Below are 16,116 nucleotides of genomic sequence, written 5' to 3'. Positions count from 1 at the left end.
GGAGCCAACAATGACCCTGAACGGACATTCCCTCATCGCCGGCCGGCCCACCGCCGGCAAAGGCAAGACCACCAACGGCTTCAACCCGGCCACCAACCAGGCGCTGGAGCCTGCCTACTCCCTGATTACCGAGGAACAGCTCACAGCGGCCACCTCCGCAGCGGCCGAGGCCTTCCCGTCCTTCAGCACCCTGGAACCGGAAACCCACGCTTCCTTCCTGGAAGCGATCGCGGACAACATCGAGGCCATCGGTGACGAACTCATCATCCGCGCCGGCCAGGAAACCGGACTCCCCGCCGCCCGGCTCCAGGGCGAACGCGCCCGCACCACCGGCCAGCTGCGGCTCTTTGCCGAGGTGGTGCGCCAAGGCGACTTCCGCGGTGTCCGCCTCGACCCCGCCGTCCCGGACCGCACCCCGCTGCCCCGCGCTGACATCCGGCAGCGGCAGATTCCGCTCGGCCCCGTCGCCGTGTTTGGCGCCAGCAACTTCCCGCTGGCCTTCTCGACGGCGGGCGGAGACACCGCGTCGGCCCTGGCCGCCGGCTGCCCGGTCGTCTTCAAGGCCCACAACGCCCACCCCGGCACCAGCGAACTTGTGGGGCAGGCAGTCACCAAAGCCGTCAAGGACCATGGACTGCACCCAGGCGTGTTCTCCCTCATTTACGGGCCCGGTTCCAGCATCGGGCAGGCCCTCGTGGCCGACCCCGCCATCAAGGCTGTCGGCTTCACCGGCTCCCAGGCAGCCGGCATCGCGCTGATGAAGACCGCAGCCGCCCGTCCCGAACCCATCCCGGTCTACGCCGAAATGTCCTCCCTCAACCCTGTCTTCGTGTTCCAAGGCGCCCTTGAAGGTGACATTGACGCCCTCGCCCAGCAGTACGTCACCTCGGTCACCGGAAGCTCCGGCCAGCTCTGCACCTCGCCGGGCCTGCTGTTCGCCCCCGAAGGGGAGGCGGGAGACAAACTTGCGGCCGCCGTCGGACGTGCCATCGCCGCCTGCCCCGGGCAGACCATGCTCACCGAAGGCATCGCCAACTCCTGGAACACCGGAACCGCCAACCTGGGCTCTGCCGCCGGCGTCGAACTGATCGGCCAGGGCACCCCCGGCCCCACCGAAAACGCTCCGGCACCCACCATCTTCGGCACCGGGGTCAGCGAATTCACCACGAATCACATCCTGCACGAGGAAATCTTCGGCGCCGCGTCCCTGGTGATCCGATACGGCAACACGGACGAGCTCCTCGAAGCCGTTGCACGGCTCGAAGGCCAGCTCACCGCATCGCTGCAGCTCACTGAAAAGGACTACGCGACGGCGGCACCCCTGATCCCGGCCCTCGAGCAGAAGGTGGGCCGCATCATCGTCAACGGCTGGCCCACCGGCGTCGAAGTTGGCCACGCCATGGTCCACGGCGGCCCGTTCCCCGCCACCTCCGACTCCCGCACCACCTCCGTGGGAACCCTCGCCATCAACCGCTTCCTGCGGCCCGTCGCCTACCAGAACCTTCCCCAGGAACTGCTTCCGGCAGCCCTCCAGGACAGCAACCCCTGGCACCTGAACCGGCGCATTGACGGCGAAGTGGTTTCCGCCGCAGAGAAAGCAGAGATCAACGCATGAGCAACCAGCCCACCATTGCCGCCATCGAAGTAGTCCCGGTAGCCGGCCACGACAGCATGCTGATGAACCTCAGCGGCGCCCACGGACCGTTCTTTACCCGGAACGTTGCCATCATCACCGATTCAGAAGGCCGCACCGGGCTTGGCGAAGTTCCCGGCGGCGAGAAGATCCGCACCACCATCGAGGAAGCCGCGGCCCTGATCAAGGGCAGGCCCGTGGCACGGTACCGCTCCCTGCTGCGGGAAATCGCCGCCGAATTTGCCCACCGGGACGCCGGCGGACGCGGCCTGCAGACGTTTGACCTGCGCACCACCGTCCACGCGGTCACCGCCATCGAGTCCGCCCTGCTGGACCTGCACGGGCAGTTCCTCGGCGTTCCCGTGGCAGAACTGCTCGGCGACGGGCAGCAGCGCACCTCGGTACCCATGCTCGGGTACCTGTTCTTCATCGGCGATCACGCGCGCACGGACCTGCCGTACCTCGTGGAGGCATCGCCGTCGGACCGCTGGGAGAAGCTCCGGCGCCAGGAGGCCATGACTCCGGAAGCCGTCGTCGCCCTCGCCGAGGCAGCCCAGGAACGCTACGGGTTCTCGGACTTCAAGCTGAAGGGCGGCGTGCTGTCCGGCGACGACGAAGTGGACGTGGTCACCGCCCTCGCCAAGCGCTTCCCTGACGCCCGGGTCACCCTCGACCCCAACGGCGGCTGGCTCCTGCAGGAAGCGATCCGCCTGGGCAAGCGGATGCAGGGCGTGGTTGCCTATGCAGAGGACCCGTGCGGCGCCGAAGGACGGTTCTCCGGCCGCGAGGTGATGGCCGAGTTCCGCCGGGCCACCGGGCTGAGGACCGCCACCAACATGATCGCCACGGACTGGCGCGAGATGTCCCATGCCGTCCGCAGCAACGCCGTGGACATCCCGCTGGCCGACCCCCACTTCTGGACCATGCACGGGTCCGTCCGGGTGGCGCAGCTGTGCAACGAGTTCGGCCTCACCTGGGGCTCACACTCCAACAACCACTTCGACATCTCGCTGGCCATGTTCACCCACACCGGCGCAGCCGCGCCCGGCGAGATCACGGCGCTGGACACGCACTGGATCTGGCAGGACGGCCAGGGCCTCACCAAGGAACCGCTGCAGATCAAGGACGGCGCCATCGAGGTCCCCGCCGCTCCCGGCCTGGGCATTGAACTGGACCGGGACGCCCTGGACAAAGCCCACCAGCTGTACCTCGAGCATGGCCTGGACGCCCGGGATGACAGCATCGGCATGCAGTACTACGTCGACGGCTGGTCCTTCGACCCCAAGCGGCCCTGCCTGGTCAGGTAACGGCAGTCCGGTAAATTTCTGCAAGGCCCCCGCCTTGCCTGTCCCCTCCCCAAAGGAAATATTCAATGAAGTCTGTGGACAACGCCGTCCTGGACCTGGCATCTGCCACCAGGAAGTTCTTCAAGCGCGTGCTCCCGGTCATGCTGGTCATGCTGGTCTGCAACCAGCTCAACCGGTCCAACATCGGCTATGCCCAGGACCACCTCCAGGCTGACGTAGGCATCGGCGCCGCCGCCTACGGTTTCGGCGCCGGCCTGTTCTTCATCGCCTACGCCATTTTCGAGCTCCCCAGCAACGTGATGATGGAAAAGTACGGTGCCAAGGTCTGGCTGACCAGGATCATGGTCAGCTGGGGCATCGTGTCGTTCCTCATGGCGTTCGTGCAGAACGAAACCATGTTCTACGTCCTGCGGTTCCTGCTGGGCGCCGCGGAGGCCGGCTTCTTCCCGGCCGTCATCTTCTACTTCGCCCGCTGGGTACCGGCCGGCCAGCGGGGGAAAGCGACGGCGGTCTTCATCGCCGGGTCCTCGGTGGCAGCGGCAATTTCCGGCCCCATCGCCGGCATGCTGCTGAGCCTGAACGGAAGCCTGGGCCTGCGCGGCTGGCAATGGCTATTCGGTTTCGAGGGCATCCTTTCCGTCCTGGTGGGCATCACCGTGTTCTTCCTGCTCGACGCGAAAATCGCGGATGCCAGGTGGCTCTCCCCGGCGGAAAAGGATGCGCTGTCCAAGGCCATCGATGCCGAGGACGCAAAGCACACCAACGCGGAAAAGGGCAGGGTCAACCGCTGGAAGATGCTCCTGAACCCGCAGATCCTGCTCCTGTGCGGCATCTATTTCGCCATCCAGCTGTCCATCTATGCCAACACCTTCTGGCTGCCGGGCATCGTCAAGCGGATCCCGGGAACCACCGACCTCTCGGCCGGCTTCCTGTCCTCCATCCCCTGGATCTGCGCAGTATTCGCGATGTACTTCGCCGCCAAGATGCAGGACAAAGCGAGGTCAAAGAAGCCGCTGCTGGTGGTCGCGCTCCTGGTGGCCGCCGCCGGCACCTACGCTGCAGCTGTGGCCTCCCCCGTGCTGGCGCTGGTGTTCCTGGCCATTGCAGCCATGGGGTTCAAGAGCGCGTCCCCGCTGTTCTGGACCATCCCGCAGTCCGGCCTGCACCCGGTGGTCCTTGCGCCGGCGATCGCCATCATCAACTCGCTGGGCAACCTGGGCGGGTTCGTGGCACCGTTCGGCTTCGGCATCATCAAGGAGCAGACCGGAAGCGTCATCCCGGGCCTCTTCGCCCTGGCTGCCGCGTCCGCGGTGGCTGCCGGCCTGGTCTACTTCCTGAGGGAGCGCCGCACTGCAGAACCAGCCGGGAAGGCAGCGGAGGAGTCCGTGGAGGTTGCGGTTCCCAGCCGCGCCTGACGCCCCCTGCCCTCGAAATCGCCGGAACGGTGCCCGGACGCTGTAACGTTCCGGCGTCCCGGTACCGTTCCGGCGTTCTGGCTGAAGTCAGGAGCCCGTGATCACCAAAGCCACGCTGTGGCCACCAAAACCGAAGGCGTTTACCAGCCCGGCCGGGGCGTAACCCGGGGGAAGCTGGTGGGCGCCTTCGGTGAGGACGTTAAGGTCCACTTCCGGGTCCAGCGCCTCCACGTTCAGCGTCCCCGGCACCTTGCCGGTCCGCAGGGCTTCAACCACCACGACGGCGGCCAGGGCGCCCGCGCCGCCCAGCAGGTGTCCGGTATGCCCCTTGGTGGAAGTGACCGGTACGTCGCTGCCGAAGACCGCGTTGATGGACTGGCCTTCAAGCCGGTCCCCCACGGGAGTGGAGGTGGCATGTGCGTGGACGAATCCGATGTCCGCAGGCTGCATGCCCGCCGAATCCAGGGCCTTCTGCATGACCCGCCGCTGCATGGCGGGATCTGCGGCCACGATGTCATTTGCGTCGGAGGTTACGGCTCCCCCGGCAACGGCCCCAAGCACGGCGGCGCCACGGGCACGGGCGTGCTCCTCGCTCTCAAGCACCACCACCCCGGCGCCCTCCGCGAGCACAAAGCCGTCCCGGCCGCCGTCGAACGGCCGCGAGGCAAGCTGGGGATCACCCGGACGGGTGGAGAGGGCACGGATCTGCGAAAAGCCACTGATCACCAGGTCATTCACCGAGGCATCCACCCCGCCTGCAATCACGACGTCGGCAGCACCGGCGCGGATCATCTCGGCTGCCTGGACAATCGCCTCAGCCCCGGAGGCGCAGGCGCTGACAGGCGTCCGGGCGCCGCCACGGGCACCCAGATCCATGGACACCCACGCGGCCGGGCCGTTGACCATGAGTCGGGTCAGGGTGTGCGGCGAGACCTTGCGGGGGCCCGACTGTCCCAGCACGCGGTCCTGCTCAAGGGTGGAACCAAGGCCGCCGTACGCGGAGCCGATCACCACGGCGAACCGTTCCGGGTCCACCTCCGGGGCGCCGGCCTGTGCCCACGCCTCCCGTGCCGCAATCAGCGCGAACTGTCCGCACCGGTCCATCCGCTTCATTTCGCGGGTGCTGAGGTGCTCCGAGAGGTCTGCCGTGACCTGCCCGGCAATCCTGACCGGCAGCTGTTCCGCCCAGTCCTGCTCCAGCGCCACAATCCCGGAACGCCCGTCCAGCAGGGCCTCCCAGGTTTCCTTGGCGTTGGAACCCAGGGGGTTGATGGTGCCCACACCGGTGACCAGCGCGCGGGGTTGGATTTCAGCCATGGGGCCCTACTTTGCGGGGTTGTGCGTGCCGATGGGCACGAGGGTCAGGTCCGGGTGGTTCTTCTCGATCCGGCGCAGCGCCCAAACGTCGTTGAACAAGGCCAGGTATTCGCCGTCGGACCGCAACAGCACCTCCGCGCCGATGACGTTGGCCAGCGCAGGCATGGCTTCCGCCGTCGAAATCCTGGCCAGCGAGTAGGGCAGGCGTTCCAGGCGCATGGGTGCGCTGAAGTCGTGCGCCATGCGGTCCTCCACCACCTCGAACTGCATGGGTCCGACGGCGGCAAGCACCGGCGCCTGGTCACCGCGGACATCGGAGCGGAGCACCTGGATGACGCCCTCGTGCTCCAGCTGTTCGATGCCGCGGCGGAACTGCTTGAACTTGCTGGGGTCCTTGGACCGGGCCACCTGGAAATGTTCGGGGGCGAACAGCGGGATGGCCGGGTATTCCACCGGGTCCTCAAGGAACAGGCTGTCGCCGACGCGCAGCGAGGAAGCGTTGACCAGGCCAACAACGTCACCGGGGTAGGCCTCGTCAATGACTTCGCGTTCGCGGCCGAACACCTGCTGCGCGTATTTGGTGGCGAAGGACTTGCCGGTGCGGGTCTGGGTGACCACCATGCCGCGCTCGAAGACGCCCGAGCAGACACGGATGAAGGCCACGTGGTCGCGGTGGGCCTTGTTCATGCCGGCCTGGACCTTGAAGACGAAGCCGGAGAACGGCGACTCAACGGGCCGCGGGTTGCCCTCCACGTCGGGGCGGGGCGCTGCGGGCGGCGCGAAGTCCACCAGGGCGTCCAGCAGTTCCTTGACGCCGAAGTTCAGGGCGGCGGAGCTGAACAGGATGGGGGTGGCCTTGCCGGCGTGGAAGGCGTCGACGTCGAACTCCAGGTTGGACTCAATCACCAGTCCGGCCTCGTCCACGGCGTCCGACCAGTTGCTGCCCTGACTTTCCGCTGCTTCCTCCGGGGTGAAGTACTCGGTGAGGGCGATCTGGGCGCCTGCGTTGTTGCGCTGGAACCTGGCGAAGCGGTCATTGCGGAGGTCCCAGACGCCGCGGAAATCGCCGGATATCCCAACGGCCCAGGTCAGCGGCATGGGCTGCAGCCCGGTCCGCTCGGTGATTTCGTCCATCAGCGCCAGCGCGTCCAGGCCGGGACGGTCCCACTTGTTGATGACGGTGATAATGGGCAGGTTCCGCTGCTTGCAGACCTCGAACAGCTTCATAGTCTGGGTTTCCAGGCCCTTGGCGGCGTCCACCAGCATCACCGCGCAGTCGACGGCGGCGAGCACCCGGTAGGTGTCCTCCGAGAAGTCGGCGTGGCCGGGGGTGTCCAGGAGGTTGATCACGGTGTCGCGGTAGGAGAACTGCAGGGCCGCGGAGCTGATGGAGATGCCGCGGTCCTTTTCCATCTGCATCCAGTCGGAGACCGTCTCCTTGCGGTTGGCTTTGCCGCTGGAAGCGCCGGCGGTTCCGATGACCTTTGCGTGCAGGGCCAAGGCCTCGGTGAGCGTGGACTTGCCGGCGTCCGGGTGCGAGATGACAGCAAAGGTCCTGCGGCGGCCGGCCTCTTTGTGGATACCGGAGATCCGGGCGGGGGTCAGGACATCTTGGGACACGGTGTTACCTTCGCTGCGGTTGTGGCTGCCCAGGGGCCTTTCGGGTACTGCGCTGCGACTCGAGGGCGGGGAATGGCATTGGCAAACGGCCAAAGTACAAGTTTATCGCAGGGCTGCAAACGGGACCGGTCCGGCTTAACGCGGGCGAAACCGGGTGTTCAAAGCAGTGAAATGCGGGCCGGTTAGCTTTGGCGCATGATGCATGGCGCCACTTTCACCGGCAACCTCTTCTTCGACCCCCTGGCCACCAACCTGGCGACGAATGTGCCCGCCAACGCCTCGGCGGGCCTTGGCGCGCCAACCCAGGCACCGGCGTCGGCCCTTCCCTCAGGACCGTCCCGGAAACGGGGAGTGCAGACAGCGGCTGAGCACAGGGCCCTCCGGGCTGCATCGCTTTCCAAAGTCAGCCGGGATCTGGAACGGATGCTTCGGGACCTGAAACGCTGAAGCCCCTGGGCGGGGGCAACATCCGGCAGGCGCCCGCAGCACGCCGGTGGGGGCATGATGTGTTCATGCGCAGCATCGAGTTGGTCTTTGACGACGCCACGGACTCACTCGTCAGGGCCGACTGGGCGCGGCTCGCGGCAGCGGGCCTCCCCAGCCTTGCCGCCCATACTTCCGCCAGCAACAGCCCGCACATCACGCTTGCCGCCGGACCGGACCTGATTGCTGCAGACGAAGGCCCCTGGGAAGGGTTGCCCATCGATGTCATCTTCTCCGGGGCGATCGTCTTTCCCGCCGGTACCGGAAGATATGTCCTTGCCCGGTCCGTTCTGTTGACCTCACCCCTGCTGGACCTGCACCGCCTCCTCCACCAGGGCCTGTCCGGGGCACTGCCGCAGACCTGTCCGGGGGCCTGGACACCGCACGTCACCATTTCCCGGCGGATTCCCGCGCATCAACTCGGAACTGCATTGGACCTGCTGGCCCTGCGCCTCGAAGGCCGCTGCACAGGCGCGCGGCTCTGGGACAGCAGCACCAAAACGGTTACGCCCCTGGGACCGTCCGTCTGACCAACACCTCAGCGCCGGGCATCAAACGGGTCGAAAGTACCCGCCCGGCCAGCGGTCCAGAGGCCGTTTTCCCGGCCGTTCGGGGCACCCCCTAATGGGGCACTTTGGGGCTTGACCGTGCGGAAGTTGGGTTTCTTGCCCCTATCATTGAGCTTGCGGGAATCAGTGCACTTTTTGATCCTGCCGGCAAACTGCGGACGCCGGCATTCCTGCGGGCGGCGGTCCGCATCTTTGAAGGGAAACACCTATGGCGCGGAGCCCCGAAGAATCGCTGAGGGCCACTCTGGGCAGGGTTGCACCCGGAACGCCCCTCCGCGACGGCCTGGAACGGATCCTCCGCGGGCGCACCGGCGCACTGATCGTCCTGGGTTCGGACCGCACCATAGATTCCATCTGCTCCGGCGGATTCGATATCGGCATCGAATTCTCCCCCACCCGCCTGCGCGAACTGGCCAAGATGGACGGCGCCATCATCTGCGACAAGGACGCGGGCAACATCCTGCGGGCCGCAGTCCAGCTGGTCCCGGACTCAAGCATCGAAACGCAGGAGTCCGGCACCCGCCACCGTACGGCGGAGCGGGTGGCCAAGCAGACCGGGGCCCCCGTCATCTCCGTGAGCCAGTCCATGCAGATCATTGCCCTGTACGTGAACGGGTTGCGGCATGTCCTGGAGGGATCCGAGAACGTCCTGGCCCGCGCCAACCAGGCCCTTGCCACGCTGGAGCGCTACGTGGCCCGCCTGGACCAGGTCACCAGTTCGCTCTCGGCCCTGGAAATCGAGGCCATGGTGACCGTGCGCGACGTGGCGGTCACCCTGCAGCGGCAGGAAATGGTCCGCCGCATTTCGGAGGAAATCTCGCAGTACGTCCTGGAACTGGGCGACGACGGCCGGCTCCTCTCCCTCCAGCTGGACGAGCTTACCGTGGGCCGCGGCCCGGGCAGCGACGTGATCATCCGCGACTACGCCAGCCCCGATGCGTCCGCGGAGGACATCGAAAAGGCCGTCAATGAACTCGTCAGCCTGGGACCAACGGAACTGATCGACCTCGGCAAGATTTCGTCAATCGTGGGATTTGCGGGCGGTGAAGTAAATCTGGATGCCGTGGTGCAGCCCCGTGGCTACCGGCTGCTGTCCGGCCTGAAGGCTGTTCCAAAGGCCGTAGCGGACCGCCTGGTGGACCACTTCGGCGGCCTGCAGTTCCTGATGGCAGCCACCATCGATGACCTCATGACCGTCGACGGCATCGGTGACCAGCGCGCCCGGACAGTGCGTGAGGGGCTCAGCCGGATGGCCGAGGCAAGCCTCCTGGACCGCTTCCTCTAAACCAGATTCACCCTTCCCCGGCGCACCGCGCAGGCTTCTTCCCCATCAAGCACCCCGCGCTTCCCCCTCATCGATTGCTGAGCAGGTGCCGTTTTCAGCCCCGAAAACGACAGTTACTCAGCAATCGATGCAGGGTGGGCGTCAGTTCAGCTGGAAGACGGCCTTGGGGCTGGCCCGTGAACCCAGCCTGGCGGTGAAGATGTAGTAGGCGCCACCGCCGCCAGGCGCTGCAGAGACTGCCTTGCAGCCCTCGGCACTGCGGTTCCGGTTCCACGGGAAGTTCGCGGTTTCGCTGGCGCCGGGGGCAATCACCTTCACCAGGTCTTCGCTGGAGGCCTGGCAGTCCTTTGAAGAGAAGATCCGGTCGGAGCCGCTGGTGACCAGGAATTCCATCTGTGAGGTTCCGATGTTGACTTCACAGGGGACGCTGCCGCCATTGGTCACCTTCAGTGTCAGCATCGGGTTTTCTCCCGGGCCATAAGCGGGCTTGTCAGTGGACGCCGAAACAGTCACCTGGTTCTGGTTGCAGGAAGGGGTGGCAGAGGCAGTGGCCGACGGCGTCGCGGACGTGGTTGCCGACGCCGGGCCGGAAGGGGTGGCGGCAGCAGACGGACTTGCGGAGGCGGACGGGGCGGCCGTGCCGCCTGGAGAAGGCTGCGTGGAGGACGCCTGCTGCGAACCGCCCTTGAAGGCTCCGGCCAGGGCAAAACCGCTGACCACAAGCGCAAGCACCAGCAGCAGCGCCGCGCCGACAACCAGGCGACGGCGGCGGTACACAGCAGGGCTGGGCTTCCGGACGCTGCTGGAACCGGATGCCGTGCCGCGTGCTGCTGAATCGCCTTGCCTGCCCATCCTCCTAGGCTAGGGAACACCGCCGGTTCTGCACTGCCACCACGCCGCCGCACGCCGGATCGCACTGGTCACACGGCACTGGCCACACGCGGTTTTCAACCCGCCTGAACGCATCAACTAAGGTATGTGGCATCGACACTCAAACCTCCACCGCCGCCGCTGCGGTCACTCCCCCGGGCCCTGCAGACCTTGCGATGCTCCATCACCGGATCAACTCCTGGTTCGCCGGAATCGCCCGCGACCTGCCCTGGCGCGAGCCCCGCTGCTCCCCCTGGGGCGTGCTGGTCAGCGAGATCATGCTGCAGCAGACCCCCGTGGTCCGGGTCCTCCCCGTCTGGCACGAATGGCTCAAGCGCTGGCCCACCCCCGCCGGCCTGGCAGGCGAACCGGCAGGCGAAGCGGTCCGTTCCTGGGGACGGCTCGGCTATCCCCGGCGCGCCCTCCGGCTGCATGCCGCAGCCACCGCCATTGTCCAGGACCACGCCGGCCTGGTCCCGGATACCTACCCGGAACTGCTGGCCTTGCCCGGCGTGGGCAGTTACACGGCCGCGGCCGTGGCCGCCTTCGCGTACGGCCGTCGCGAAACTGTGGTGGACACCAACATCCGGCGGGTGCACGCCCGCCTGGTCTCCGGCGTCGCGCTTCCCGCCCCCGCGCTGACCGCGGCGGAGATGCGGCTGGCCGCCGCCCTGTTGCCGGACGACGACGAAACCTCCGTGCGCTGGAACGCTGCGGTCATGGAACTGGGGGCGCTGGTCTGCACGGCACGGGCGCCCAAATGCGCTGCCTGCCCGGTACAGGACTCCTGCGCCTGGCTCGCTGCGGGTGAGCCCCCGCCGTCGTACGTTCCCAAAGGCCAGGCGTGGCACGGCACCGACCGCCAGGTCCGCGGCGCCGTGCTGGCCGTGCTGCGGCTGGCCGAAACCCCCGTGCCGGCGGACATGTTCCAGCGGGAGCCGGCAGATCTTGGCTACGCGCCCGAGGGAATCGGCGTGCCCCTTGCCGCGCTGCACCGGCTCAACACCGCCCCGGAACAGCTTGAGCGGGCGCTGGCGGGGCTGCTGGCGGACGGCCTGGCCGAGATGCACGACGGCGGCTACCGGCTCCCCGCCTGACCCGTCTGGGGCACGGGCCAGGCCACATGCTGGGAATGGCATACTTCTTGGTGACCGGAACCGGGGGAAGCCATGAAAACCATCCTGTACATCGTGTGGGCCTTGTTCGTTGCCGCCGCGGTCTTTTCGCTGGTCCATGCGGGTCGCAGGACCAGGCGCCGGGAACGGCTGATGGCGGCCTGGCCCAAGGTGCAGGCGACCGTCACCGGCAGCGCCACCGGCTGGACCAGCGGCGTGGGCGGCTCCAACCGGAACCTCCGCTACTACCCCACCTACCAGTTCACCGATCCGCAGGGCACCCTTTTCATGGGGAAGTCCGAGGTCTCCGGGGTGGAGCAGCCGGTGCCGGGGTCGCTGATCGAGGTGGCCTACAACCCGCAGAACCCCAACGAATCCCTCCAGGTTTCCTCAGAGCCGCGCACCGCCGTCGGCTGCCTGATTGCCTTTTTCGCGGTGTTTGCCCTGGCACTGTTCTGGTTCATCGGCATTTTCCCGGTGGGTTAGGCCTGCGGCATAACAATGGCGCCTCCAATTGACGGCCGCCGGGCCTGATGCGGACCCACCCGACGTAGCCTGAAGGCATGCACAAGCCCGGGCGGCTCCTGGTGTTATTGACGGCGGCACTGCTGTCTGCCTCTGTCTCCGCCTGCGATTTCCGCGGCAGCGCCTGCCCGGCTATCGCGCAGGCCACCGCTGTCTCCATAACCGTTACCGCCGGTTACTCGCCGAAGGTGGGGGCGCTGCACGTGCGGGCCTGCCAGGACGGCACCTGCAAGGAGGGCGACGTCGAACTCCGCCCGGGCAGTGCTTCCGTGGACTCGGGGTGCAATCCGGAGGGCGTGTGTTCGGCCACCGCCTCTCCGGACGGCACCAAAGTTGGTGTGCTGATGCTGGACGCCCTGACCGAATCACCCATGGCCGTGACCGTGTCCGCCACAGCCCCGGACGGAACCGCGCTCCCGGTTCGCAGCCTGGAGTTCAGTCCGCAGGCGGCGTATCCCTTCGGCGAGCAGTGCGGGAGGATTTTGTCGGCGTCGGTGGTTTTGGACGACGCCGGGCTGCACCAGCAGGCCCGGCCTTGAGTTTGGAAGTGGCCTAGAACAGCGCCGGCTGCGTGAAGGTTTCGCCCCCGGGGGCTCCGGGTTCCGCACCGCCGACCACGGGTTCAGCACTCCAGTTGAAGCCGAGTTCGGCCAGCAGTTCCTCTACGGAGATTTGGCCGTCCAGCACTTCGATTTCCTGGGAGTTCTCTGCAAGCGGCCGTTCCATGGCATTGAGCTTATTCGCAGGAACCCGCCACGGGGGCTAGGGCTCGCCGAAGCCGGCCTCCACCAGCCCGCCGACGTACTCCACTGCACGCTCCGCATCTGCGCCCCACGCTTCCACGTGCAGCACAGTGCCCTTGCCCGCCCCGAGGGTCATCAGCCCCGTCATGGACGCCCCGTCCACCCCATTGATGGTGACCTCGGCGTCAAGCGACGCCAGGCCGCCTGCCACTCTCGCGGCAGGACGGGCATGCATGCCTGCCTGGTTGACCAGTTCGAAGTCGCCTGTGCAATCAGGTGAGGCGCTGCTGACAGGTCCCGCGTCCGTCGCTTCCGTCCGGGCAGGTTCCGGCTGGCGCGGCGGACCAGCCGCCGCCTCGGCCGCCTCCCGCACTGCCTGCACGTCAGCTCCGCCCTGCGCGGCCACCGCAGCCGCCACCAGGCCTTCCACCAGCGGTGCGTCGGCGAGCAGGACGCCGGCGGGATTCGCCAGGAACTCCAGCGCCGATTCGGCCGTCATCACCGCCGATCCGAGGTCCGTCAGGACCACCGTGCCGCTGGGCTGCGCGGCGGCCTGTTCAGCGCCGGCCTGTTCCCCGCCCGACTCTCCACCGGCCCGTTCAAGGGCGGCAAGGACCTTCTCCAGGCTGGTGCCGATCCTGCCGTCGTCGGTGCCGCCGGCAGCCAGGATCATCACGTCGGGTGCCATCTGGGTGGCAAGCTCCACGGCGCCGTCGGCAATTTTTTCACTGTGGGAGACCACCACGATGCTTACGGTCACGCAGCTGCCCCAACGGCCGCGCGCAGGATCAACGCGCTGGAGACAGCTCCGGGATCCCGGTGGCCGGCGCTGCGTTCGCCGAGATAGCTGGCCCGGCCTTTCCGCGCGATGAGCGGATCGGTGGCCACCGCCCCGGCTTCGGCAGCTTCCGCGGCGGCCACCAGGACGCTCAGAACGTCCGCGCCGTCGCCGTCCGCAGCGGCGCGGGCAGCATCCACCGCGGGCGTCCACGCATCCACCATCGTCTTGTCGCCCGGCTCCGCCTTCCCGCGCGCCACGATCCCGTCCCTGGCGGCCGCCAGGGCACCGGCCCACGCTCCCGGATCGATCTCACCGGCATCACCCAGGGCAGTGGCGGCACGAAGGAACGCCGTGCCGTAAAGGGGCCCGGCGGCACCGCCCACTTTGGACATCAGGGTCATGGCGGTCATCTTCAGGGCCGCGCCGGGGGTTTCCGGCGTGGCTTCACCGAGCTTGGCCAGGACGGCCTGGAAGCCACGGTCCATGTTTTCGCCGTGGTCCGAGTCCCCGATGGCACGGTCCAGTTCGATCAGTTCGACACGGTGTTCAGCCATGGCCTGCGCGCAAAGGGTCAGCCATTTCACGGCCCAGTTGACGTCCAGGACCACAGTCACACACCCCAGCGCAGCGCGGCGGTGTGCACGGGTGCGTCCCACAGTTGGGTGAGCTCGTCGTCGAGCCGGAGGACCGAAATGGAGCAGCCCTGCATCTCCAGGGCCGTGATGTAGTTGCCCACCAGCGAGCGTTCCACCGTGGCACCGGCATCGGCGAGCACCTGCACGGCCCGCCGGTACACGATGTAGAGCTCGCTCAACGGGGTGCCGCCCATGCCGTTGACGAACAGCAGCACCTTGTCCCCGGAGCTGATCTTCAGGTCGGACAAGACCGGTTCCAGCAGGCGGTTGGTGATGCCGTCCGCGCTTTCCATCGGTATCCGGTGCCTGCCGGGTTCCCCGTGGATCCCGATGCCAATTTCAATCTCATCCTCGGCCAGGTCGAAACTCGGTGTGCCCGCGTGCGGAACGGTGCAGGCGGACAGGGCCACGCCCATGGTCCTGACATTGGCGTTGACCCGTTCGCCGATGGCAGCAACCGCGTCCAGGTCGTCACCGCGCTCCGCAGCCGCTCCCGCAATTTTCTCCACCAGCACGGTGCCGCCCACGCCGCGGCGGCCTGCCGTGTAGAGCGAGTCCTCCACCGCGACGTCGTCGTTGACCAGCACCGTGCGGACGCTCACGCCTTCCGCCTCGGCCAGTTCCGCCGCTGTCTCGAAGTTCAGGACGTCGCCCGTGTAGTTCTTGACGATATGGACGACGCCGGCGCCTGAGTTGACTGCCAGGGTGGCGGGAAGGATCTGGTCCGGCGTCGGTGAGGTGAACACCGCCCCCGGCACCGCGGCGTCGAGCATTCCCTGCCCGACGTAGCCGGCATGCAGCGGCTCGTGGCCGCTGCCGCCGCCGGAAACCAGCCCCACCTTGCCTGCCACGGGCGCGTCCTTGCGCGTGATGTAGATGGGGTCTTCGCTGACCGCGACCAGTCCGGCGTGGGCCAGGCCAAAGCCCTGGACAGCTTCCTGGACGACGGATTTTGGATCGTTGATGAGTTTCTTCACGGCGTTGCTCCTGGCTGTGCTCCTGAAGGATGTGTTTTTTGACCCTACTACCGTCATCGGAGGTGGCGGTAGGTCCCTTCCGCCCCGGTTTGCCCGCCGCTCCCCCGGCCGGCCGTCCCGGGACGCAGCAAAGGGACAGCCCCCAATGACTGTCCCTTTCCTGAGGCCCCCCACATATCGGCCGCCAACAGTTTATCCATCAAATCGAGTAAAGCCAAGACGGGTTAGCGCAGAACACCTGTGCAGGGACTTAGAGGGTGCGGATCATCCGGGTGTTGCCCAGGGTATTGGGCTTCACGCGTGCCAGGTCCAGGAATTCGGCCACGCCTTCGTCATGGGAGCGCAGCAGCTCCGAGTACACTTCCGGGTCCACCGCCGACTGGTCCGCCATCACCTCGAAGCCGTGGCGCTTGAAGAAGTCCACCTCGAACGTGAGGCAGAAGACGCGGGCAACACCAAGGGCACGGGCCTCCTCCAGCAGGCTTTCCACCAGGACGTGCCCCACCCCCTTGCCGCGCCATTCCCCGGAAGTTGCCAGGGTACGGATTTCCGCGAGGTCCTCCCACATCACGTGCAGGGCGCCGCAGCCGATCATCCCGCCGTCGCTGGACTCGGCAATACGGAACTCCTGCAGGCTCTCGTAATACGCCACCGTCTCCTTTGCCATCAGGATGCGCTCCTCTGCCAGGGGCGCCACCAGTTTCTTGATGGCAGGGACGTCACTGGTGCGTGCTGGGCGGATATGGAAGGAGTCGGTCACACAGCCATCCTACGAGGCGAACAGCTTTCGGCTCGGGGACTGCGACATTTACCGCGTGCTCGCTCGTTCCTCGCTTAGACG

At 67.1% G+C, this 16,116-nt stretch carries 17 protein-coding genes; 9 read left to right on the top strand and 8 right to left on the bottom strand.

Translation table 11 applies throughout. From position 1 onward, the window contains the following. The first annotated feature begins 10 nt into the window (after window positions 1–10). The 3 genes from ASG86_RS17875 to ASG86_RS17865 all read left to right on the top strand — a co-directional run bounded on the left by ASG86_RS17875 (window position 11) and on the right by ASG86_RS17865 (window position 4,355). Entirely contained in the window at window positions 11–1,615 is a 1,605-nt protein-coding gene (locus tag ASG86_RS17875) for an aldehyde dehydrogenase (NADP(+)) (protein WP_056337592.1), read from the top strand. Continuing rightward, entirely contained in the window at window positions 1,612–2,940 is a 1,329-nt protein-coding gene (locus ASG86_RS17870; protein WP_056337589.1) for an enolase C-terminal domain-like protein, read from the top strand. Before ASG86_RS17875 ends, ASG86_RS17870 begins: the two co-directional genes overlap by 4 nt. A gap of 65 nt (window positions 2,941–3,005) precedes the next feature. Continuing rightward, entirely contained in the window at window positions 3,006–4,355 is a 1,350-nt protein-coding gene (locus tag ASG86_RS17865; RefSeq protein ID WP_056337586.1) for an MFS transporter, read from the top strand. An 87-nt stretch (window positions 4,356–4,442) separates the two neighbouring features. Here ASG86_RS17865 and ASG86_RS17860 read toward each other — a convergent pair whose 3' ends face one another. Further along, complete coding sequence (locus ASG86_RS17860; RefSeq protein WP_056337582.1) at window positions 4,443–5,672, bottom strand: beta-ketoacyl-[acyl-carrier-protein] synthase family protein; 1,230 nt, start codon at window positions 5,670–5,672, stop codon at window positions 4,443–4,445. A 6-nt stretch (window positions 5,673–5,678) separates the two neighbouring features. Continuing rightward, a complete protein-coding gene (locus ASG86_RS17855; protein WP_056337580.1) occupies window positions 5,679–7,292 on the bottom strand; it encodes a peptide chain release factor 3 in 1,614 nt (537 codons plus the stop codon). A gap of 195 nt (window positions 7,293–7,487) precedes the next feature. Here ASG86_RS17855 and ASG86_RS17850 point away from each other — a divergent pair, with 195 nt between their 5' ends. From ASG86_RS17850 to disA, 3 genes are all read left to right on the top strand, one after another. Continuing rightward, on the top strand, window positions 7,488–7,739 hold the full coding sequence (locus tag ASG86_RS17850; RefSeq protein ID WP_056337577.1) for a hypothetical protein: 252 nt from the start codon (window positions 7,488–7,490) through the stop codon (window positions 7,737–7,739). A 65-nt stretch (window positions 7,740–7,804) separates the two neighbouring features. After that, window positions 7,805–8,305, top strand: coding sequence for a 2'-5' RNA ligase family protein (locus ASG86_RS17845; protein ID WP_056337574.1), 501 nt, complete (start codon window positions 7,805–7,807; stop codon window positions 8,303–8,305). A 247-nt stretch (window positions 8,306–8,552) separates the two neighbouring features. Next, the gene (disA, locus tag ASG86_RS17840) at window positions 8,553–9,629 is read left to right on the top strand and encodes a DNA integrity scanning diadenylate cyclase DisA (RefSeq protein WP_056337571.1); all 1,077 of its coding nucleotides are present in this window, start codon (window positions 8,553–8,555) and stop codon (window positions 9,627–9,629) included. Window positions 9,630–9,770: 141 nt separating this feature from the next. On the opposite strand, the gene ASG86_RS17835 is transcribed toward disA, so the two are convergent. Continuing rightward, complete coding sequence (locus ASG86_RS17835; RefSeq protein ID WP_056337568.1) at window positions 9,771–10,481, bottom strand: hypothetical protein; 711 nt, start codon at window positions 10,479–10,481, stop codon at window positions 9,771–9,773. 194 nt (window positions 10,482–10,675) lie between these two features. On the opposite strand from ASG86_RS17835, the gene ASG86_RS17830 reads away from it, so the two are divergent. From ASG86_RS17830 to ASG86_RS17820, 3 genes are all read left to right on the top strand, one after another. Then, window positions 10,676–11,596, top strand: coding sequence for an A/G-specific adenine glycosylase (locus tag ASG86_RS17830; protein WP_056337566.1), 921 nt, complete (start codon window positions 10,676–10,678; stop codon window positions 11,594–11,596). A gap of 72 nt (window positions 11,597–11,668) precedes the next feature. Further along, a complete protein-coding gene (locus ASG86_RS17825; protein ID WP_056337563.1) occupies window positions 11,669–12,100 on the top strand; it encodes a DUF3592 domain-containing protein in 432 nt (143 codons plus the stop codon). A 77-nt stretch (window positions 12,101–12,177) separates the two neighbouring features. After that, window positions 12,178–12,678, top strand: a complete 501-nt coding sequence (locus tag ASG86_RS17820) for a hypothetical protein (RefSeq protein WP_056337560.1) — start codon at window positions 12,178–12,180, stop codon at window positions 12,676–12,678. A gap of 13 nt (window positions 12,679–12,691) precedes the next feature. On the opposite strand, the gene ASG86_RS20830 is transcribed toward ASG86_RS17820, so the two are convergent. The 5 genes from ASG86_RS20830 to ASG86_RS17800 form a co-directional block, all read right to left on the bottom strand. Then, window positions 12,692–12,865 (bottom strand): hypothetical protein, encoded by a 174-nt coding sequence (locus tag ASG86_RS20830; protein WP_200946289.1) that lies wholly within the window; start codon window positions 12,863–12,865, stop codon window positions 12,692–12,694. Window positions 12,866–12,901: 36 nt separating this feature from the next. Continuing rightward, a complete protein-coding gene (gene dhaM / locus ASG86_RS17815; protein ID WP_056337557.1) occupies window positions 12,902–13,642 on the bottom strand; it encodes a dihydroxyacetone kinase phosphoryl donor subunit DhaM in 741 nt (246 codons plus the stop codon). Further along, window positions 13,639–14,271 (bottom strand): dihydroxyacetone kinase subunit DhaL, encoded by a 633-nt coding sequence (dhaL, locus tag ASG86_RS17810; RefSeq protein ID WP_056337553.1) that lies wholly within the window; start codon window positions 14,269–14,271, stop codon window positions 13,639–13,641. Before dhaL ends, dhaM begins: the two co-directional genes overlap by 4 nt. Before the next feature lie 2 nt (window positions 14,272–14,273). Beyond that, window positions 14,274–15,275 (bottom strand): dihydroxyacetone kinase subunit DhaK, encoded by a 1,002-nt coding sequence (gene dhaK, locus ASG86_RS17805; protein WP_056337550.1) that lies wholly within the window; start codon window positions 15,273–15,275, stop codon window positions 14,274–14,276. Between the two features lie 250 nt (window positions 15,276–15,525). Continuing rightward, on the bottom strand, window positions 15,526–16,035 hold the full coding sequence (locus tag ASG86_RS17800; protein ID WP_056337546.1) for an amino-acid N-acetyltransferase: 510 nt from the start codon (window positions 16,033–16,035) through the stop codon (window positions 15,526–15,528). Between the last annotated feature and the right edge of the window lie 81 nt (window positions 16,036–16,116).

Origin of the sequence: Arthrobacter sp. Soil764 (assembly GCF_001428075.1) — a bacterium.
Lineage (GTDB): Bacteria > Actinomycetota > Actinomycetes > Actinomycetales > Micrococcaceae > Arthrobacter.
This window is presented reverse-complemented; position numbering and strand designations above follow the sequence as displayed.